The organism is Micromonospora sp. NRRL B-16802 (genome assembly GCF_001279555.1).
Classification (GTDB): Bacteria; Actinomycetota; Actinomycetes; order Mycobacteriales; family Micromonosporaceae; genus Micromonospora; species Micromonospora profundi.
This window is the reverse complement of the sequence record NZ_LGEB01000086.1, coordinates 245481-265193: the sequence shown is the minus strand read 5'-3', so window position 1 is coordinate 265193 and position 19713 is coordinate 245481. Positions and strand designations below refer to the sequence as shown.

The window sequence follows — 19713 nt, the reverse complement described above, 5'->3', positions numbered from 1 at the left end:
GGTCCCGGTCAACGGTCGGAGCGGATGCCCCGCGACGTAGCATTGCGGGCATGTCAGCACCCGTCAGCACCGTCGAGGACGCGATCCAGGCCGCCCTGGCCACCGTCAACGACCCGGAGATCCGCCGGCCCATCACCGATCTGGGCATGGTCCGCTCCGCCACGATCGGCGCCGACGGCGTCGTACGGGTCGAGCTGCTGCTCACCGTCGCCGGCTGCCCGCTCAAGGACAAGCTGCGTACGGACATCACCGCCGCCGTGGCCGCGGTGCCCGGTGTCACCGGCGTGGAGATCGACTTCGGTGTGATGAGCCCCGAGCAGCGGCAGTCGTTGCAGGCGCAGCTGCGCGGCGGCGGCGCCAGCGAGGAGCCGGTCATCCCGTTCGCCCAGCCGGGCTCCCGCACCCGTGTGTACGCGGTGGCCAGCGGCAAGGGCGGTGTCGGCAAGTCCAGCGTGACTGTCAACCTGGCGGCGGCGCTCGCCGCCCGTGGGCTCTCCGTCGGCGTGGTCGACGCCGACATCTACGGTCACTCGGTGCCCCGGATGCTCGGCGCGGACGGTCGACCGACCCGCGTCGAAGACATGATCATGCCGCCGCAGTCGCACGGCGTGAAGGTGATCTCGATCGGCATGTTCACCTCGGGCAACGCGGCTGTGGTGTGGCGTGGCCCGATGCTGCACCGGGCGTTGCAGCAGTTTTTGGCCGACGTCTACTGGGGCGACCTCGACGTACTCCTGCTCGACCTGCCCCCGGGCACCGGCGACGTGGCCATCTCGCTGGCCCAACTGCTGCCCAACTCGGAGATCCTGCTGGTCACCACCCCGCAGACCGCAGCCGCCGAGGTCGCGGAGCGGGCCGGTGCGATCGCCCTGCAGACCCACCAGCGGGTGGTCGGCGTCATCGAGAACATGTCCTGGCTCGAACTGCCGGACGGCTCCCGCATGGAGATCTTCGGCTCCGGCGGCGGTACGGCCGTCGCCGAGTCGCTGAGCCGGACGATCGGCGCGCAGGTGCCGCTGCTCGGGCAGATCCCGCTGGACACCCGCGTCCGCGAGGCCGGCGACGCCGGCAACCCGATCGTGCTGGCCGAGCCGGATTCCCCGGCCGCCCAGGCGCTCGGCACGATCGCCGACCGGCTCGCGCTGCGCCGTGAGTCGCTGCTCGGCAAGCCCCTCGGCCTCAAGCCCGCCGGCCGCTGAGCGGTCGCAACCGGCAGCCGGCGCGGGCGGAGCTTGCCCTGACACGCGCAGCCCGTGCTGCCCTTTGGAGCTGATGTCGCACGGATCTCCCGGCCCCGGCCGGGAGGACGTCGGCGATCCAGCTCCGAAGGGCAGCACGGGCGGTGTGATCCGGGGTCACCGAGCTGAGCGAGGCCAGGGGCCGGGGCTACAGGCAAGGGCCCAAGGGATGGAGCCTGAGCCTGAGCGAGGCTGACACAGGCCCGAGTGCCGCCGCACGGTCCGAGCGCTAGCGCTATGCCTGAGCGTGCCCGCAGGGCGGGTCAGGTGGCGTCGTCGTAGCTGGCCCGCGGGGCCGGTGCCGGTGAGGCGCTGGTGGCGGTGCTGGTGGTCGGCCGGGAGCCGTTCGACCGGAGGTCCGCGGCGTTGGCCACGTCCTTCAGCTCGTTGTGCACGCCGTTGACGTCGGCGCGCAGATCGTCGTAGACGCCCTGCAACGGCTTGCGGATCGCCGCCTCGTCCTCCTCGCTGAGGAGGTGCTTGCGGATGAAGGCCTTCGGGTGCAGATCCTCGAGCTGGATGTCGGTGCCCAACTCCCTGCTGAGGTCGCCCGTGGCGTTGCGGGCCATGTTGCGCAGATTGCGGACCATCCGCAGACCATCGTTGATCACGTTGGGCAACCGGTCCCCGAAGATCAACAGCGCCAGGAGCAGCAGCGCACCGATCTCCCACCAGTTCAGGTTGTCTAACATTCCGCAGGCCCCCTCTCGCCGTCAGCAGCAAGACTACGCACGTGAACCGGCTTTCGGGCAGGGGGTGACCCGCAGTTCACTTGGCGTCCGCCGCGAGGGTGACCGACGTGTTCTGCCGGTCGGCACCTCGCCGGAACTCGACAGTCACCACCGAGCCGGGTGCGAACTTGCGGACCAGGGCGATCAGGTCCGTCGGTTCGGTCATCGGTCGGCCGTTGAGCTTCATGATCACGTCGCCGGCCTTCAGCCCGGCATCAGCCGCTGGGCCGGAAGGTTCCACGGCGGCCAGGCGTACGCCCCCGCCGGCTCCCGCGCCCGGGCCACCGACCTGGGCGCCGATCACCGTACGCCGGGCCTTGCCGGTGCCGATGATGTCCTGGGTCACCCGCTTGGCCTGGTTGATCGGGATGGCGAAGGCGAGCCCGATGTTGCCGGCCTCCTGCCCCTCGGCGACCAGCGACTTGATCGTGGAGTTGACCCCGACCACCCGCCCGGCGCCGTCGACAAGCGGCCCGCCGGAGTTGCCGTGGTTGACAGCGGCGTCGGTCTGGATGGCCGCGTAGTAGCGCACCGGGCCGCCCGGCTCTCCAGCCTGCATCGTCCGGTCCAGGGCGCTCACGATGCCTGCGGTGACCGTGTTGGCCAGCGAGAGCGGTGAGCCGATGGCGAGCACCGGGTCACCGACGGCCAGCCCTTCGGAGTCGCCGAACTCCACAGGCCGTAGCCCGGTCCGGTTGACCTTGATCACCGCGATGTCCGACTCCGGGTCCTGACCGATGACAGTCGCCGGAGCGGTCGAGCCGTCGTTGAAGACCACCGAGGCTTTGCCGCTGCCGCCGGCCACCACGTGATCGTTGGTGATCACGTGCCCGTCGGCGCTGGCGATGAAGCCCGAGCCCTCGCTGGTCCCGCCGAGGCTGCTCACCCGCACGGTGACCACGCTGGGCAGGACCCGGCCGGCGACCCCGGCCAGTGACTCCGGCTTGCGCTGGGCAAGCGCTGGCGGATCCACCGGCTCGGCGCCGAGCACCGTGCCGCCGCCGGCACCGCCGCGAACCGCGAACGCGTAGCCCAGCGCGCCACCCAGGGTTCCGGCCAGCAGCGCGGTGATCACCGGGATGAGCAGCAGGTGGCGCAGCGACGGCCGGCCGGGCGCGTCCGGGTCGATGACCGGCTCGGGCTCGGTGCCGGCGGCGACCACCCCGGGCACCACCACGGCAGCCGGTGCCGCCGGGTCGCGCCACGGGTCGCCGAGGGCGTCGGACCACCAGGGCGAGGCGCCGGTCGCGCCGGAGCCGCCCGCGGGCGGCGCCGGCCCGGCGTACGGCACACCGGGCCGTGAGGCTCCTGGCGGTGGCCCTGCCGGAGGCGTGTAGCCGCTCCCCGGCCTGGCCGGCGGCCCCGCCGACGGGACTCCTGCCCCGGGCGGTCGCGCCGGAGCCGGAGTTTCACCGCCCCGGCGCCAATCCCAGCCGTCGGTCACGTCGGTGCCTCCCAGTCCGTCCCCGGATCCCGTGGCGGCGGCGCCCGGCCACGGCTCGGCGCGGTCGAGGCTCACGGAATACCGCTTCCAGGATTGCACGGATGCGCGCGGTGCAGTCAGCGGTTGCCGCCGGTGATCGAAAGGGACGGAGGCGCGGCTGCGCCTCTCGGCGGTCGCCTCTACGCTCACAGTGCCAACCCGCCCCCGCACCACGCACCGCCCGGAGGTGCCCCATCGCCACGGTCGCCGGTTCCGGCAGTTCGACGGCCCAGGCTCAGCAGTTCGCCGAGTCGTACGTGACCGAGGATCTCGTCCTGCGTACCGCCCGCAGCCTGGCTCACGAGGTGGGCCTCGAGGCGGTCACGCCCGGCGCGGGCGCGGCGCTGCGGCTGCTGGCTGCGGCCGGCAACGCCCGCGCGGTGGTGGAGATCGGCACCGGCACCGGGGTGAGCGGTGTCTGGCTGCTGCGCGGCATGCGTGCCGACGGTGTGCTCACCACCATCGACCTGGAGGTGGAGCACCAGCGGATCGCCCGCCGGATCTTCACCGAGGCGGGCTTCGCCGCGGGCCGTACCCGAATCATCACGGGTCGCGCGCTGGACGTCCTGCCCCGGCTCGCCGACGGGGCGTACGACCTCGTCTTCGTGGACGCCGAGGCGACCGGATTCCACGCCTGTGTCGAGGCAGCGCTGCGGCTGCTGCGTCCCGGGGGCGTACTGGCACTCAACGGCATGCTGGCCGGTGGCCGGATCGCCGACCCGGCCGCCCGGGACGCGGAGACGGTGACGGTCCGCGAGACGATCAAGGCGGTCCGGGAGTCGGAGCACTGGATCCCCGCGCTGCTCCCGGTCGGGCACGGGGTGCTCGCCGCCGTGAAGTGCTGACCCGCGGTCAGTCGATGCTGGCCAGCCAGCGCAGCAGCGAGCGTACGCCCCAGCCGGTCGCCCCCCGGGTGAGTTCCGCGTGGTCGCCGTCGGCCCAGGACGGTGCCGACATGTCCAGGTGCAGCCAGCGGTCCCGCATCTCGCCTGCGAACTCCCGCAGGTAGAGCGCGGCGAGCACCGATCCGGCGCCCTGGGTGGGCGCGCTGTAGAGGTCCGCGATCTCGCTGCCCAGGTACTCGACGTAGTCGTTGTTCAGCGGCATCCGCCAGGCCGCCTCGCCGGCGGCCTGGACCGCGGCGAGGACGTCGGCGGCCAGGGCGTCGTTCTCGCTGTACAGGGCGGCGGTGCGCTTGCCCAGCGCGACGGCGTTGGCACCGGTAAGGGTGGCCAGGTCGATCAGCAGGTCGGGCTTGAGCTGCCGCACCGCGTACGCCAGCGCGTCGGCGAGGACCAGGCGGCCCTCGGCGTCGGAGTTGGTCGTCTCGCTCGTCGTGCCGCCGTAGTGCCGGATGACGTCGCCCGGGCGGAACGCGGAGCCGCTGAGCATGTTCTCGGCGAGCGGGGTCAGCGTGGTGACCCGGACCGGCAGACGCAGCGCCGCAGCGCCGAGGGTGGCCGCGACGACGGCGGCAGCGCCGGCCATGTCCTTGCGCATCAGTTTCATCGCCGGAACCGGCTTGATCGAGATGCCGCCGGTGTCGAACGTGATGCCCTTGCCGATCAACACCACGTGGGTACGCGCGTCGGCCGGGTGCCAGTCCAACTCGAGCAGTCGCGGAGCGCTGGCCGAGCCGCCGCCCACTGCGAGGATCCCGCCGAAGCCCTCGGCTGCCAGCTCGTCCGGGCCACGGACCCGGAGGCGAAGGTCGGGCAGATCAGCTGTGGCGGAGATCACTTGGTCGGCGAACCACTGCGGGGTCTTCTGCGACGAGGGGGTGTTGGTGAGGTCGCGGGCGAGGCGCGTCATGGCGGCGGTGGTCCGGGCCGTGGCGACGGTGGCCTCGTGGGCGGTCGGGTCGGCGACCAGCAGGTCGACAGAGCTGAGCGCGGGCGCGTTGTCGGTCTGGGCGAGCCGGAACCGGTACGAGGCCAGCAGCAGGCCCTCGGTCAGCCCGCGAACCGCTTCGGGGCCGCTGTCGGTCGGCAGCGCGATAGTGATGTGCGTCTCATCTGAGGCGGACCGGGCCAGTGCCGCACCCGCGGACCGCCACGCCGACTCGCTGCCGTCACCGATTCCGAGCAGGAACAGTCGGCCAGGGCTGCGACCCGGACGCAACTGGGTGCGGATCTCGCCGGCCCGGCCACTGAGCCGGGCGGCCGGCACCAGCGCGGCGGCCTCCTCGGCGGTGCCGTCCGGAGGCGCCACGGCGGTGGGCGCCGGTGTCGCCGAGGCATCGCCGCCCGGTGCCTCATCGGAGGGACGGACGGGCAGGACGAGGACGTCGAGCCGGTCGGGCTCGGCGATCGGGCAGATGTCGAGCACGCGGAACCGTACCTCCAGGAAGTGTCGTGGAGCGGGAGCCGGGCCCGCCGATCGCACGGATGAAGACCCTGAGCCACCGGCACTGCCGGTGGCTCAGGGTCAAGGAACGGTCCGGACGACGTACGCCGCCCGGGTCGCTCCTCACTCAGCCGGCGGCTGCCTTCAGCGCGTCACCGAGCGCGTTGGCCTCGTCGGGAGTCATCTCGACAACGAGCCGGCCACCGCCTTCCAGCGGGACCCGCATGACGATGCCCCGGCCCTCCTTGGTGACTTCCAGCGGACCGTCGCCCGTCCGCGGCTTCATCGCCGCCATGTTGTCTCCCCTCAGACCTACACCAGGGTCGGTGGGTTGCCCCACAGCCACTTCTCACGCCACCCGCAACCGTCGCGGGGGTGTCGACCAACGATTTTCCCTGATGAACACCGCCGGACCCAAACCGGAGCAGCATTGATGTAACAGCATCTAGCTTATCTTGAGAAGGCCTGTCACAATGTGCGGTCATGCAGGCACGGTCGGCACTCTTCGACCTGTACGGCGACCACCTCCGACCGAGAGGTGGCCGCGCACCCGTTGCCGCCCTGGTCAAGCTACTGGCACCGTTGGGAATCGCGCCGCCCGCCGTTCGCACCGCCGTGTCCCGGATGGTGCGTCAAGGCTGGCTCGACCCGCTCCGGCTGGCCTCCGGACCGGGATATTCGATCACACCAAAAGCTGCTCGGCGACTCGACGAGGCGGCGGCCCGGATCTACCGGACGGGCCGGGTCACCTGGGACGGGCGATTCGATCTGCTCGTCCTGGAGGCCCCGGGCTCCCGACGGGACCGGCAACGCCTCGCCTCGAACCTCAGCTTCCTCGGCTACGGCACCCTCGACGAGCAGACCTGGGTGGCCACCCGGCCCGCCGAGGACGTCGACCTGCTGCTCGCCGAGGCGGGCATCCGGTTCGAGCGGTTCACCGCCGCACACTTCGCCGGCACCCCGGGGGCGATGGGTGTGGTCCGCCGCGCCTGGAACCTTGCGGAGATCGGCCAGGCCTACGAACAGTTCGTCGCCGACCAACGCCCCCTGCTCGCCACTGTCACCGTGCGCAGCAGCGACGAGGAGGCGTACGCGGCCCGGTTCCGGCTCGTGCACGCGTGGCGTACCTTCCTGTTCCGGGACCCGCAGCTGCCGCCGGCGCTGCTGCCCGAGCGTTGGCCCGGCACCGCCGCGGCCAGCTTCTTCGACCGGCACGCGGCACGCCTGCGTCCGGCCGCCGACCGGTACGTCGAGCAGTGCCTCGACGCCAGCAGCCGCATCGTCCGACAGAAGGGTCGTTAGACAGTGACCGAGCCGTTGCTCGTCGACCGGACCGACGCCGTCGTCACCCTCACCCTGAACCGGCCGCACGCGATGAACGCGCTGGACCTGGCGCTCAAGGAGGCGCTGCGGGACACGCTTGCCGAGTTGGAGACCGACAGGTCCTGCCGGGCGGTCGTGCTGACCGGGGCGGGTGGGGCGTTCAGCGCCGGCCAGGACCTGCGCGAGCACGTGGCGACGCTGGACAACTCGTCCGCCCCGCCGCTGGACACGGTTCGGGCGCACTACAACCCGATCGCCGCCCGGCTGGCCAACCTGCCCAAGCCGGTGGTGGCAGCGGTCCGTGGGATGGCCGCCGGTGCGGGCGCGTCGCTGGCCTTCCTCGCCGACATCCGGGTCGGCGGGCCGGGTACCAGCTTCCTGATGGCCTTCGCCAAGGTCGGTCTCGCCGCCGACACCGGAGCGTCCTGGACGCTGCCCCGGCTGGTCGGCCACGCCAAGGCCGTGGAGCTGCTGATGCTGGCCGAGCCGGTCCGTGCCGAGGAGGCCTGCCGGCTGGGGCTGATCACCCGGCTGACGGACGACGACGAGCAGGTGCTGCCGGCCGCGCAGGAGCTGGCCACACGGCTCGCCGCCGGCCCCACAGTCGCGTACGGGGCGATCAAGCGGCAGCTCTCCATCGCCGACGCCGGAACCCTCGCCGACGCCCTGGCGGCGGAGGCGCAGGCGCAGGCGATCTGCGGCGCCACTGCGGACCACAGGGCGGCCACCGAGGCGTTCGTGGCCAAGCAGAAGCCGGTCTTCGAGGGCCGCTGAGCTAGTCGTCCTCCTCCGGATCCTGGTTGGCCTCCGCACCCAGCACGAACGCCTGCATGGCCAGCTCGTCCCCGGACGGCGACACGAACGCGGGCAGCTCACGCGGCCCCAACTCCTGCACGTAGGCCCAGAACAGCCGGACCGCCTCGGCTGGCGTGCCCGCTTCGATCGGCAGGTCCAGGCTCACCAGCCAGGTGCGCCGCGCCGGAGGTGGACCGAGCTGGTCGGCGAGCGCCCGGAAGGCCGCCGGGGCGAGCGCGGTGAGCGGCCCGTCGACAGTCAACAGGTCGGCCGGCACCGGCTCGTCGAAGGCCCGCCGGGTGTACGCCACGACGAGCGTCCCGGGCTCGACCGGGGACTGCGGGTCGTCCGGGTCCTCCCGGTGCCGCAGCGACGGCGTGGTGACCCTGCCGAGGGCGACCAGTCGGGGTGGCTCGTCTGCGAGCACCGCCACCTGGTCGCCCGGGCGCGGCTGACCGACGTCGGTGAGCCCCGTCAACTCCAGCGTGTCGTGGTGCACGAGACGCTCGGCCTCGTAACGCTCGGCGGGCAGCAGAACGGCCCACGTGCCAGGCCCGTCGGCGTGGCCGGTCCCGCCGGCCCGGTGCGCGGTCTCGGTGGTCATGCCTGCCATCCCATCACGACGCCGTCGCGGGCGGGACGTGACAGCCGACGATGTGATCGTCGACCATCCCCGTTGCCTGCATGAGCGCGTACGCGGTGGTCGGCCCGACGAACCGGAAGCCGCGCTTCTTGAGCGCCTTGGCCATTGCCGTCGACTCGGGGGTGATCGGCGGCACCCCGGCGAACGAGGCAGGGCGGCTCGGCCGGGGCGGCGGCGCGAAGGACCAGAGCAGCGCGGACAGCCCGTCGGGCAATTCCAGCGCGGCGCGGGCGTTGGCGATCGCCGCTTCGATCTTGGCCCGGTTGCGGACGATGCCGGCGTCGGCGAGCAGCCGCGTCACGTCGCCGTCGCCGTACTCCGCGACGGTCGGGATCCGGAACTCGTCGAAGGCGAGCCGGAACGCCGGACGCTTGCGCAGGATGGTCAGCCAGGACAGGCCGGACTGGAACGCCTCAAGCGTCATCCGCTCGTAGAGCGCGTCGTCGCCGTGCAGCGGCCGTCCCCACTCGGTGTCGTGGTAGACGGCGTAGTCGGGGGTGCTGGCCCCCCAGGCGCAGCGGGCCAGCCCGTCGGCACCGATCAGCAGGTCAGTCACTCAGTACACGCTAGGCCATCACACCGACAGCCCACCGCCGCCGGACGGCCGGCGTGGTCAGGGCAGCCGGCCCTGCTCGACAAGCCTGCCGAACCTCTTCAGCGCCTGCGTGAGGCCGACCTTGGAGCCGGGCCAGAGCACCGGCCAGGCCAGCCGGCCGGCCCGGCCGCCGGGCAGGTGGAACCACTCGTGCCAGACCACCTGGGTACGCGCCCGATCCAGCTGGGTGCAGCGCAGCACGCCGGGACCCCGCAGCAGTTGGCCGCAGTGCACCACACCGATCTCGTACGGCTCGTCGACCCGGACGACCCGCATCTCGTCGCGCAGCACGGCCGGGCCGAGGGCGGTGACCGCCTCGATCCGGCTGCCCTCCCGCCCGTCGCCCTCGACCACCCGTACGCGGGTGAACGGAATCCAGTCGGACTGTCGTTCCCAGGCGAGCAGCGCGGCGAAGACCCGCTCCGCAGGTGCGTCGACGATCACGGTGGCGGTCACCTCGCCGGCACCGGGTTGAGCGACGTCCCCGAGATCGCTGGCGCCCTGCGGGTCGGTCACGCCGACTCCGACCGGACCGCCGGCCCGCGCTGTGCGGCACTGTCGGCCGCGTCGACGTCAGCCGGCTCACCGTCGGCTGGTGCGGCGTTGCCGGCCGGTGCCGCGTCGTCGCCCGGGGTCGCGTCGCCGGTCCGGGTCACGTCGTTCGGCGGGGTCACGTCGTCGGTCCGGGTCATGTCGTTCGACGGGGACACGTCGTTGGCCGGGGTCACACCGGCGGCCGGGGCCGCGCCGTCGGCGTCCGCCGGCGAGGAGGTGGCGTCCGGCGAGGAGGTGGCATCCGGCAACGGGCTCGCGTCGGTCGAGCCGGCCGGCGGCACTTCGACGCCCGCGTCGGCAGCGCCCGGCACCGCCGCGGCGGCCTGCTCGCGGGCCTGGCGCAGCACGTCCGCGTCGTCGGTGCGCCCCTCACGCAACGCGATGACCTCCGACTCCAGTACGCCGATCAGCTCCGACTTGTAGCCGATGTCGTAGGCGGCACGGCGCAGCGCCTGATCGACCTGGGCCATTCGATACCCCCGCAGCGCGGTGTCGAAGCGAACCGCACCCACATCGGATTCGCGCAGCGGCCGGGTGCCCGGCAGGGGCACGGCCTGCGAATCCGGCTCGGCCGGCACCAGGCCGGGATCGCGGCCGCTGATCAGCACCGTCACGCCGAACACCACCGCCGCGACGGTCAACGCGACAACCAGGAGGAGCAGAAGCTGACCCATGCACTGATCGTGGCACGAGCTTCGGCCCGGAGCGACCCCACACCCCGATCACGATCGACGTCCACGCCCGCTCCGCGTACCTGTCGATCGACCGGCTAGCGTCGGGAGCGGCCGGCGCGGCGGCGGCGGTGCGGACCCTCAGGAGGCGGCATGGCCGGGGCACTTCGGCTGGGCGGGCGGACGTTCAGGCCCGGTGAGCTGGTCGTGATGGCCATCGTCAACCGCACTCCCGACTCGTTCTACGACCGTGGCGCCACGTTCGCCGCCGACAGCGCGTTGCGTGCGGTCGAGCGGGCGGTGCACGAAGGTGCGGAGATCATCGACATCGGTGGAGTGAAGGCCGGCCCCGGTGCCGAGGTGGACGTCGCCGAGGAGATCCGACGCACGGTGGACACCATCGCCGCCGTACGGGCCGCGTTCCCGGAGGTGGTGATCTCCATCGACACCTGGCGTGCCGAGGTGGCGACGGAGGCTGTCGCGGCCGGCGCGGACCTGCTCAACGACACCTGGTCGGGTGCCGACCCGGCGCTGGCCCGGGTGGCGGCGGCCACCGGCGCCGGGCTGGTCTGTTCGCACGCCGGAGGGCTGGTCCCCCGGACCCGGCCGCACCGGGCCGCGTTCGACGACGTCGTGGCCGACGTGGTCGCGACGGTGACCGGGCTCGCCGACAGTGCGGTGGCCGCAGGGGTACGCCCCGACGGCATCCTCATCGACCCGGCCCACGACTTCGGCAAGAACACCAGGCACTCCCTGGAGATCACCCGTCGGCTCGGCGAGTTGACAGATACCGGCTGGCCGGTGCTCGTGGCGCTCTCCAACAAGGACTTCATCGGCGAGACGTTGGACCTGCCGGTGGCCGAGCGGTTGGAGGGCACGCTCGCCGCCACGGCGCTCTCCGCCTGGCTGGGTGCCCGTGTGTTCCGGGCCCACCAGGTCGGCCCGACCCGCCGGGTGCTGGACATGGTGGCGTCGATTCGTGGCGACCGGCCACCCACGGCGACCCGCCGGGGCCTGGCCTGACTGTCCGGTCGTTGGAGCGACCGACCGTTACCGGCCGGCGGACCGACACGATCGCCGGAGGTCGTGGCGGTCAGGTCCAGCGCAGGATGTTCCTACGCCAGGCGTAGAGGATGCCGAGCGCGAGCACCGCCACGAACACCGCCATCTCCACCACCGTCACGAGGCCGAAGCCCGGCCGGTCGAAGACCACCGCCCACGGGAAGAGGAACACCGCCTCGACCGCGAACAGCACGTACAGATAGGCGTACACGTAGTAGCGGATCTGCATCTGCGCCCAGTCCGCGCCGACCGGGTCGAGCCCACATTCGTAGGTGGCCCGCTTGCCGATCGGGTCGGCGGGACGAGCCGGACGTAACACTCGGTTGGCCGAGAACGCCGTTACGAAGAACAGGACGCTGACGAGCAGCAGGAGACCGAGCGTCGCGTACGAGCCGAGGTAACCGGTCACGCCGGGAGCCTACCGCTCGGCCGGAAGGCACGTCCCAAACACGTTACGGATTTGTTTCCAGCTGGGACTAGTGCACCAGGGCAACTGTTACCGAATATTGGACTTCCACCCATGACACCGGAGGTCAGATGGCCCGCGTGAAGGTTTCGCCCAGGCAACGGGCTGCGGGACGGCGTCCCCTTCCCCTGCTGGCGACCTCTCTCGCGGTCGGCCTGCTCGCGGCGCTGGCCTTGGCACCGGCGTGGGCCGGCGCGGCGACACCTGCCGTGCTGCCGGTCGCCGCCGTCACCGACCCGACCGCCGAACCCGGGCCGGCTCCGGAGACCAGCCCGGCGGAGGAACCCACCCCGACCGAGGAGCCGAGCGGCGCCCCCAGCCCGGTCATCCCGGCCCCGGAGACGACGGCGCCGCCGCCGATGACGACGCCGCCGGCACCGCAGACCACAGCACCCGACGTACCTCCGCCCGCAGCGACCACGGCTCCCGTGCCGGGAGGCACCACCCGGCCCGAGACGGCCGGCCCGCCGGTGCCCCCGGTACGGCCGTCGGCGCCGGGCGACACCCCGGCAGCGCCACCGAGCCCGCTCGGCGTGCAGGTCACCACCGAGGACGTCGTCCTGCCCGGGGCGTACTGGAACGCGGCCAGCACGACCACCACGCTGCGGGTGACGGTGGCAAACACCGGCACCGCCACGCAGCGGGTCCGACTCTCGTACACCCTGCCGCCCGGTGTGACCGACGCCGGCACGAAGGGGTGCGTCAGCGCGGGCGACGCGTACCGCTGTGGAGCCTGGACCGTCGAGGCGGGCGTCCGGTTCAGCAGTGTGCTCCGGTTGCGGGTCGCCGGCACCGCCTGGGAGCGCATGCCGCTCAGCGGCTCCGTGCGGGTCATCGGGGACGCTCCGGACGTGCCCGGAGAGGCGACCGACGACCAGGGCTTCGCGGTGCTCTTTCCGCCCGGCCCGCCGGTGCCTGGAATCGCGCTGTCGGCCGACGAGGTGGCGTTCGACATCAGCGGCGGGGCGAGTTCCCTCGTGGTCCGGCTGGGCAACACCGGCAAGGTGGACGCCGCCGGCTTGGTCGAGGTGGTCCTGCCGGCCGGGGTGAGTGTGCCGAACCCACCGGCCGGCTGCGCGGCGGCCGACGCGGGCCGCACCAGGTGTGACGTGGGGCCGCTGCCCGCGGGCGAGACCGGCGAAGTGCGGCTGCCGGTGGAGGCGACGCCGCAGGCGCAGAGAAACGCGCCGCTGTCGGGGGCGGCGATCGGTCAGCTCGACCCGCGCAGCGGTCCGACCCGTCGGGTGCAGATGAGCTTCCGCATCACCGCCGCTGCCGCGCTGGCCACACCCGTGGTGTCGCCTCCCGCGCCGACCGGCTCCCAGGGCGTACTCCCGGCGGGCGCCGCCGGGGACGACACAAAGATGACCTCGGTGCAGCGCACCGCGGCTCTTCTGGTGGCGGTCTCCGCGCTGCTGGTGGTGCTGGCCCTCGTGCTGGCCACCACCTCCCTGCGTCGGCGGTTCAGCGAGCCGGCGTCCGGGCCCGCCGCCGAGTCCGTCGACTGATCGATCAGCGACGACCCCGAAGCGACGTCCGGCCGGGGCGCCTCGTCTGGTGATCTGAATTACGGCGGGCGGTGCGAAAGCACATGAATCAGCTCATTTCATCCCCCGATCCGGTCCCAGTTGGCCTATCTACAGGAAGGCCCGAGGGCGCGTTGGACGTAGGCTCTCGGTGAGGAACGACAGCGGACCGAGCCCGCCCGGGCGGTGCGGTTCAGCGTTGCGTCAAGGAGGTCCCGTGACCGGGCAAGGCGAGGCCACCATCATGTTCAGCCGCACGCGCGACCGCGCGCAGCGAAGCGAGGTGCAGGCGTGAGTGCGAGGAACGAGCCGGTTCTGCGAGCTCCGCAGTCGCGAACGAAGGTGGCACAGTGACCAAGCAGATCCGTCAACTCGACCGGGTGGTCATCCGGTTCGCCGGTGACTCGGGCGACGGCATGCAGTTGACCGGCGACCGGTTCACCTCCGAAACGGCGCAGCTGGGCAACGACATATCCACGCTGCCCAACTTCCCCGCCGAGATCCGGGCACCCGCCGGCACCCTGCCCGGCGTGTCCAGCTTCCAGGTGCACTTCGCCGACTACGACATCCTCACCCCGGGTGACGCGCCGAACGTGCTGGTGGCGATGAACCCGGCGGCGCTCAAGGCCAACCTGGCCGACCTGCCGCGCGGCGCGGACATCATCGTCAACACCGACGAGTTCACCAAGCGCAACCTGGCCAAGGTCGGCTACCAGAGCAGCCCGCTCGACGACGACTCGCTGGCCGGCTACGTCGTGCACCCGGTGGCGCTGACCTCCATGACCGTCGGCGCGCTCGCCGACCTGGCGGTGCCCAAGAAGGACGCCGAGCGGTCGAAGAACATGTTCGCCCTCGGCCTGCTCTCCTGGATGTACTCCCGGCCCTACGAGTCGACGATGCGCTTCCTGGAGCGCAAGTTCGCGTCCCGGCCCGAACTGGTCGCCGCGAACGTGGCCGCGTTCCGGGCCGGCTGGAACTTCGGCGAGACCACCGAGGACTTCGCGGTCCGCTACGAAGTCAAGCCGGCGAAGATGCAGCCGGGCACCTACCGCAACATCACCGGCAACGCCGCGCTCTCGCTGGGTCTGGTCGCCGCCGGGGTCCGCTCCGGGCTGCCCGTCTTCCTCGGCGCGTACCCGATCACGCCGGCGTCGGACATCCTGCACGAGCTGAGCAAGCACAAGCGCTTCGGCGTGCTCACCATGCAGGCCGAGGACGAGATCGCCGCGGTCGGGGCGGCGCTGGGCGCGTCGTACGGTGGGTCGCTCGGCGTGACCACCACCAGCGGCCCGGGTGTGGCGCTCAAGAGCGAGACGATCTCCCTGGCCGTGGCCCTGGAGCTGCCGCTGGTGATCGTGGACGTGCAGCGCGCCGGCCCGTCGACAGGTATGCCCACCAAGACCGAGCAGGCCGACCTCAACATGGCGCTGTACGGCCGGCACGGCGAGGCACCCGTCGCGGTGATCGCGCCCCGGTCACCGTCGGACTGCTTCTTCGCCGCGCTGGAGGCGGCACGGATCGCGCTCACCTACCGCACCCCGGTGATCCTGCTGTCGGACAACTACGTCGCCAACGGCTCGGAGCCGTGGCTGCTGCCCGACGTGGAGTCGCTGCCCGACCTGCGGGTCGAGTTCGCCACAAAGCCCAACGGCGACGACGGCACCACCTTCCTGCCCTACCTGCGTGACCCGGAGACCCTGGCCCGGCCGTGGGCCATTCCCGGCACGGCGGGGCTGGAGCACCGGATCGGCGGTCTGGAGAAGGCCGACAAGACCGGCGACATCTCGTACGACCCGGCGAACCACGACTTCATGGTGCGTACCCGAGCGGCCCGGATCGAGACGATCCCGGTGCCGGACATCGAGGTGGAGGACCCGGACGGCGACGCCCGGGTGCTGGTGCTCGGCTGGGGCTCGACGTACGGGCCGATCGGGGCGGCGTGCCGTGGCGTCCGCCAGCGCGGCCTGTCCATCGCCCAGGCGCACCTGCGGCACCTGGCTCCGATGCCTGCCAACCTCGGCGAGGTGCTGCGCTCCTACGACCGGGTGGTCATCCCGGAGATGAACCTGGGCCAGCTCGCCCACGTCATCCGGGCCCGCTACCTGGTCGACGCCATCAGCTACAACCAGGTCCGCGGCCTGCCGTTCACGGCCAACGAGCTGGAGACGACGCTGGAAGAGGTCCTGAAGAATGTCTGAGCCCGTCGCCCTCAAGCTCACCGCGAAGGACTTCAAGTCCGACCAGGAGGTGCGCTGGTGCCCCGGCTGCGGTGACTACGCGATCCTGGCGGCCATCCAGCAGTTCATGCCGGAACTGAACATCCCCCGGGAGCGGACCGTCTTCGTCTCCGGTATCGGCTGCTCGTCGCGCTTCCCGTACTACATGAACACGTACGGGATGCACTCGATCCACGGCCGCGCGCCGGCGATCGCGACCGGCCTGTCGGTGTCCCGTCCGGACCTGTCGGTCTGGGTGGTCACCGGCGACGGCGACGCGCTCTCCATCGGCGGCAACCACCTGATCCACGCGCTGCGGCGCAACGTCAACCTCAAGATCCTGCTGTTCAACAACCGGATCTACGGTCTGACGAAGGGTCAGTACTCGCCCACCTCCGAGGTCGGCAAGATCACCAAGTCGACCCCTGCCGGTTCGGCGGACGCCCCGTTCAACCCGCTCTCGCTCGCCCTCGGCGCGGAGGCCAGCTTCGTGGGTCGGACCATCGACTCCGACCGCAAGCACCTGCAGTCGGTGCTGCGGGCCGCCGCCGAGCACGAGGGTTCGGCCTTCGTGGAGATCTACCAGAACTGCAACATCTTCAACGATGGCGCGTTCGACCAGCTCAAGGACCCCTCCACCCGGGACGACTACCTGATCCGCCTGGAGCACGGGCAGCCGATCACGTTCGGCGCCGACGGGCGGTTCTGCGTGGTGCACCCGCCGGGCGCTTTCGGCCTGGAGGTCCGGGAGACCAGCTCGGTCCGCCCGGAGGAGATCGTCGTGCACGACGCGACGGTCACCGACCCGGCGTACGCCTTCGCCCTGTCCCGGCTGCCCGCTCTGGACCTGCGCAACACCCCGATCGGTGTGTTCCGTTCCGTGGCCCGGCCGTCCTACGACAGCGTCGTGCAGGACCAGTTGGCAGCCGCGAAGGCGAAGGTCACCGAGACTCCCGAGCAGCAGCTCGCCGGCCTGCTGGGCAGCGGCGACACCTGGACGATCGTCTGACCCGTACGGCACAACGAAACGGCCGTCCCCGGAAGCGGGGCGGCCGTTTCGTTGTGGTCAGCGCTGGGCGGAGGCGGGCGCCCAGAGGTTGTCGATCTCCTTCTCGGCCGCCGCGAGGCTCGCCTCGTGCAGCGGGATCAGCTCGGCCAAGGCGGGGACCACGGGGGCCAGGCACAGCTCGGTGGTGATGAAGCGCGGCTTCATGCCGGTCAGGGACAGGCCGTGCGGGAGCCAGGGCTCGGCGTGGTCCCAACCGTTGCGCGGGGTGCCCTCGCCGTAGCCGCCGCCCCGGCTGGCCAGCACGATGAAATCGTGGTCGCCGAGCAGGCTCTGCCCGGTCGCCAGGTCGTAGGACAGGCCGGCCACGGTCAAGTGGTCGACCCATGCCTTGACGCTGCTTGGTGCGCCGTAGTTGTAGAGCGGCAGCCCGAGCAGCACGACGTCGGCCTGCTTCACCTCGTCGACAAGTCGCTGGCTGATCTCCCAGATTTCGCGCTGCGCCGGGGTGTGCTGGTCCGGCGGCGTGGTCTGGGCCTGGAAGGCCACCGGGTCCAGGTGTGGCAGCGGCTCGGCCCCAATATCGCGGTAGGTCAGCGTTCCGTCCGGGTGAGCCGCACGCCAGACGGCGGCGGCACGGGCGGTGAGCCGCCGGCTGATCGAGCGTTCACCCTGAATGCTCGAATCGATATGCAACAGATGCATGGCTTCCCTTTCAAGGATCGTCTGTGTTACGTCAACCATTTATAGCAGGTCGATGCTCCCTCATGTCGGTAGACTGGCTCACATGTCCGCCCCGCCCCTTGATCCCGCAGAGCACCGTTCGGGTGCCCTGCTGGACCATCTGGCCCGGCGGATGCGGCTGCGGTCGGAGTCGGTGCTGGCACCGTTGGGCCTGCGCCCCCGGCACCTCGTCGCGCTCACCGTGTTGCGCGACGGCGGCGGCACCAGTCAGCAGGCACTGGCCACCATCCTCGCGATGGACAGCACGAACATCGTCGGGCTGCTCAACGATCTCGAAGCCGAGCACCTGGTCGAGCGACGCCGCTCACCCGAGGACCGCCGCCGGCACGTCGTCGACCTCACCGAGGATGGGATGAAACGCCTCAACGAGGCGGAATGCGCCCTGGCGAGCGCCGAGGACGAGGTGCTGGGAGCACTGGATCCCGCCGAGCGGAAGACGCTCTACGAGTTGCTCCGGCGAGCCGCCAACACCTCGTCGGCCATCTGCACCGAAACGCTCCAGAGAGACCTCGACGCCTGCTGACGGCGGCGGTCAGGCCGTGGTGCTGGCCTGAGGGCGATCGTCGCGCACGTGCACAAGCATGTCGCCGGTCTCGATCACGGCGCCCGCCTGGTCGGCCAGGCTCACCACCTTGCCCCGGCGCACCAGGGCGATCACCAACGACTCCAGCTCGCGCGGCGAGCGGCCCACCTCGCTCCGCTCCGCCGAGCGCATCGCCAGCGCCATGCCCTGGCCCGGGGTTAGCAGATCCTCCACCACGTCGATAAGCGGCGGCGCCGAGGTGGACAGGCCGAGCAGCCGGCCCGCGGTCGCCGAGGAGACGATCACATGGTGGGCGCCGCTCTGCTTGAGCAGCGGGGCGTTCTCCGCCTCCCGGGCCGCCGCGATGATCCGGACCTGACCGGCGGTGAGCTGCCGTACGGTAAGCGCCACGAGCACGGAGGCGTCATCGCTGTCGGTCGCGATGATCACTGCCTTCGCGTTGCGGACGTGCGCCTCGTTGAGCACCGACGAGCGGGTGGCCGACCCCTCGATGGCCACCAACCCGGCGGAGGTGGCCTGCCGCAGGGCGGCGCCGTTGCGCTCCACCACCACGATCCTCGACCGGTCCAGCCCGTTCTCCATCAGGGCGTTGACCGCGCTGCGGCCCTTGGTGCCGTAGCCGCAGATGATGACGTGGTCCTTCACGGTTCTCCTCCACCGCGACAGGCGACGGCCGGTCCGGTACTGCTCGGTCAGGACTTCCAGAGTGGTGCCGACCAGGATGATCAGGAAGAGCACTCGGGCCGGGGTGATGAAGAGGACGTTGACCAGCCGGGCCGACGGCGACGCCGGCGTGATGTCGCCGTAGCCGGTGGTGGAGAGCGACACGACCGCGTAGTAGAACGAGTCGAGCAGGGTGAGGCCGTCCTCGTTGATGTCGCGGTAGCCGTCCCGGTCCAGATAGACGGCGGCGACCACGGCGAAGACGAGGCCCAGGGCGGCAGCGAGCCGCAGGCTCAGCGCACTGAGCGGGCCCCGCCGCTGAGCGGGAAAATGGATCACCGTCGAACCTGCTCCACCACCGTCGCCTGCACGACCACAACATAGCGGTTATGTCGTGATCCGCACGCCCCGGCTGCGCAGCGCGCAACCGGGCGCGCTCGACGAACCCGCACGGGGCGGTCGAGACGGCCGCGGACGGGCAGAATGGGGTCTGTTCCCCGACGACGACCGCGGAAGTGAGGCCGGCATGTCGTTGCTGCGACGAGTGATTGGCGGGGTGCTCCGCCGCCTACGCCAGAGCCAGGGCCGCACGCTGCGCGAGGTGGCCGCGTCCGCCGGCGTCTCGGTGCCCTACCTGTCCGAGGTCGAGCGGGGCCGCAAGGAAGCCTCCTCCGAGGTGCTCGCGGCGATCTGCCGAGCGCTCGGCATCCGCTTGTCCGACCTGCTGGAGCAGGCCCGCGACGACCTGCGCCGGGTCGAGCCGCGCATCCCGACCGCACCACGGGCCGCGCTGACGCGCCAGGGCCGCGTCGAGGTGGCCCGACGCGCCGCAGGCCAGCACACAGTGCGGACGGGCAGGCCGATCGTGGAGCACGGGCCCGGGGCGAACGGGCCGACCCTGCGTGTCGGGCCGACCGCCTCCGCTGGCGGCTTGCGCCCCGGCCCGCGTACCCCCGCTCGGTTGGGTTGGGCGTGCGCCGGGGCTGGCTCGCGGCGGCTGACCGTCGCGTAGGCCGCGTCGTTCTGCCGTCGGCGCATCTGCCGGCGGCAGAATCCCTGGGCCACGACGGTGCCCGGTCGCACGCTGGAGGGGCCGGTCCACCGGG

21 protein-coding genes are annotated in these 19713 nt (G+C 71.8%); 10 read left to right on the top strand and 11 right to left on the bottom strand.

All coding sequences use genetic code 11. The annotated features are described in order from the left end of the window. Positions 1–50 precede the first annotated feature (50 nt). Positions 51–1199, top strand: a complete 1149-nt coding sequence (locus ADK66_RS24370; RefSeq protein WP_053659160.1) for an Mrp/NBP35 family ATP-binding protein — start codon at positions 51–53, stop codon at positions 1197–1199. Between the two features lie 302 nt (positions 1200–1501). Here ADK66_RS24370 and ADK66_RS24365 read toward each other — a convergent pair whose 3' ends face one another. Further along, positions 1502–1930, bottom strand: a complete 429-nt coding sequence (locus tag ADK66_RS24365; protein ID WP_053659158.1) for a preprotein translocase subunit TatB — start codon at positions 1928–1930, stop codon at positions 1502–1504. 76 nt (positions 1931–2006) lie between these two features. Further along, a complete protein-coding gene (locus tag ADK66_RS24360) occupies positions 2007–3428 on the bottom strand; it encodes a S1C family serine protease (protein ID WP_082377648.1) in 1422 nt (473 codons plus the stop codon). A 281-nt stretch (positions 3429–3709) separates the two neighbouring features. On the opposite strand from ADK66_RS24360, the gene ADK66_RS24355 reads away from it, so the two are divergent. After that, a complete protein-coding gene (locus tag ADK66_RS24355) occupies positions 3710–4297 on the top strand; it encodes an O-methyltransferase (protein WP_053659157.1) in 588 nt (195 codons plus the stop codon). Positions 4298–4304: 7 nt separating this feature from the next. Here ADK66_RS24355 and ADK66_RS24350 read toward each other — a convergent pair whose 3' ends face one another. Beyond that, entirely contained in the window at positions 4305–5780 is a 1476-nt protein-coding gene (locus ADK66_RS24350; protein WP_053659156.1) for a M17 family metallopeptidase, read from the bottom strand. Positions 5781–5925: 145 nt separating this feature from the next. Then, the gene (locus ADK66_RS30970; protein WP_007455245.1) at positions 5926–6093 is read right to left on the bottom strand and encodes a DUF3117 domain-containing protein; all 168 of its coding nucleotides are present in this window, start codon (positions 6091–6093) and stop codon (positions 5926–5928) included. Positions 6094–6281: 188 nt separating this feature from the next. Here ADK66_RS30970 and ADK66_RS24345 point away from each other — a divergent pair, with 188 nt between their 5' ends. Further along, positions 6282–7100 (top strand): PaaX family transcriptional regulator C-terminal domain-containing protein, encoded by an 819-nt coding sequence (locus ADK66_RS24345; protein ID WP_053659154.1) that lies wholly within the window; start codon positions 6282–6284, stop codon positions 7098–7100. Between the two features lie 3 nt (positions 7101–7103). Then, positions 7104–7895 carry an enoyl-CoA hydratase/isomerase family protein gene (locus ADK66_RS24340; protein ID WP_053659152.1) on the top strand — a complete coding sequence of 264 codons (792 nt, stop codon included), beginning with the start codon at positions 7104–7106 and terminating at the stop codon, positions 7893–7895. A gap of 1 nt (position 7896) precedes the next feature. On the opposite strand, the gene ADK66_RS24335 is transcribed toward ADK66_RS24340, so the two are convergent. The 4 genes from ADK66_RS24335 to ADK66_RS24320 are packed head-to-tail and all read right to left on the bottom strand — an operon-like array spanning position 7897 to position 10383. Continuing rightward, positions 7897–8520 carry a hypothetical protein gene (locus tag ADK66_RS24335; protein WP_053659150.1) on the bottom strand — a complete coding sequence of 208 codons (624 nt, stop codon included), beginning with the start codon at positions 8518–8520 and terminating at the stop codon, positions 7897–7899. A gap of 13 nt (positions 8521–8533) precedes the next feature. Next, positions 8534–9115, bottom strand: a complete 582-nt coding sequence (locus ADK66_RS24330; RefSeq protein WP_053659148.1) for a DNA-3-methyladenine glycosylase I — start codon at positions 9113–9115, stop codon at positions 8534–8536. Positions 9116–9172: 57 nt separating this feature from the next. Further along, positions 9173–9670: an SRPBCC family protein gene (locus ADK66_RS24325; protein WP_053659146.1), complete on the bottom strand. Its 498-nt coding sequence runs from the start codon at positions 9668–9670 to the stop codon at positions 9173–9175. Further along, positions 9667–10383 (bottom strand): DivIVA domain-containing protein, encoded by a 717-nt coding sequence (locus ADK66_RS24320; protein ID WP_053659144.1) that lies wholly within the window; start codon positions 10381–10383, stop codon positions 9667–9669. Before ADK66_RS24320 ends, ADK66_RS24325 begins: the two co-directional genes overlap by 4 nt. 150 nt (positions 10384–10533) lie before the next feature. Between ADK66_RS24320 and folP the strand changes: the two genes are divergently transcribed. Next, on the top strand, positions 10534–11403 hold the full coding sequence (gene folP / locus ADK66_RS24315; RefSeq protein ID WP_053659142.1) for a dihydropteroate synthase: 870 nt from the start codon (positions 10534–10536) through the stop codon (positions 11401–11403). A 70-nt stretch (positions 11404–11473) separates the two neighbouring features. Here folP and ndhC read toward each other — a convergent pair whose 3' ends face one another. Next, positions 11474–11851 carry an NADH-quinone oxidoreductase subunit A gene (gene ndhC / locus ADK66_RS24310; protein WP_053659139.1) on the bottom strand — a complete coding sequence of 126 codons (378 nt, stop codon included), beginning with the start codon at positions 11849–11851 and terminating at the stop codon, positions 11474–11476. Positions 11852–11979: 128 nt separating this feature from the next. Here ndhC and ADK66_RS24305 point away from each other — a divergent pair, with 128 nt between their 5' ends. From ADK66_RS24305 to ADK66_RS24295, 3 genes are all read left to right on the top strand, one after another. Then, positions 11980–13416, top strand: a complete 1437-nt coding sequence (locus ADK66_RS24305) for a hypothetical protein (protein ID WP_053659137.1) — start codon at positions 11980–11982, stop codon at positions 13414–13416. Between the two features lie 368 nt (positions 13417–13784). Further along, complete coding sequence (locus ADK66_RS24300; RefSeq protein ID WP_053659135.1) at positions 13785–15632, top strand: 2-oxoacid:acceptor oxidoreductase subunit alpha; 1848 nt, start codon at positions 13785–13787, stop codon at positions 15630–15632. After that, positions 15625–16659, top strand: coding sequence for a 2-oxoacid:ferredoxin oxidoreductase subunit beta (locus ADK66_RS24295; RefSeq protein ID WP_053659133.1), 1035 nt, complete (start codon positions 15625–15627; stop codon positions 16657–16659). The genes ADK66_RS24300 and ADK66_RS24295 overlap by 8 nt, the downstream gene beginning before the upstream one ends. Positions 16660–16716: 57 nt before the next feature. Here ADK66_RS24295 and ADK66_RS24290 read toward each other — a convergent pair whose 3' ends face one another. Then, positions 16717–17361 carry an FMN-dependent NADH-azoreductase gene (locus ADK66_RS24290; protein ID WP_053659131.1) on the bottom strand — a complete coding sequence of 215 codons (645 nt, stop codon included), beginning with the start codon at positions 17359–17361 and terminating at the stop codon, positions 16717–16719. Between the two features lie 82 nt (positions 17362–17443). On the opposite strand from ADK66_RS24290, the gene ADK66_RS24285 reads away from it, so the two are divergent. Beyond that, positions 17444–17923: a MarR family winged helix-turn-helix transcriptional regulator gene (locus tag ADK66_RS24285; protein ID WP_167945986.1), complete on the top strand. Its 480-nt coding sequence runs from the start codon at positions 17444–17446 to the stop codon at positions 17921–17923. Positions 17924–17932: 9 nt separating this feature from the next. Here ADK66_RS24285 and ADK66_RS24280 read toward each other — a convergent pair whose 3' ends face one another. Further along, positions 17933–18946 (bottom strand): TrkA family potassium uptake protein, encoded by a 1014-nt coding sequence (locus ADK66_RS24280; protein ID WP_053659128.1) that lies wholly within the window; start codon positions 18944–18946, stop codon positions 17933–17935. A 187-nt stretch (positions 18947–19133) separates the two neighbouring features. Here ADK66_RS24280 and ADK66_RS24275 point away from each other — a divergent pair, with 187 nt between their 5' ends. After that, a complete protein-coding gene (locus tag ADK66_RS24275) occupies positions 19134–19619 on the top strand; it encodes a helix-turn-helix domain-containing protein (RefSeq protein ID WP_053659452.1) in 486 nt (161 codons plus the stop codon). The last annotated feature ends 94 nt before the right edge of the window (positions 19620–19713 follow it).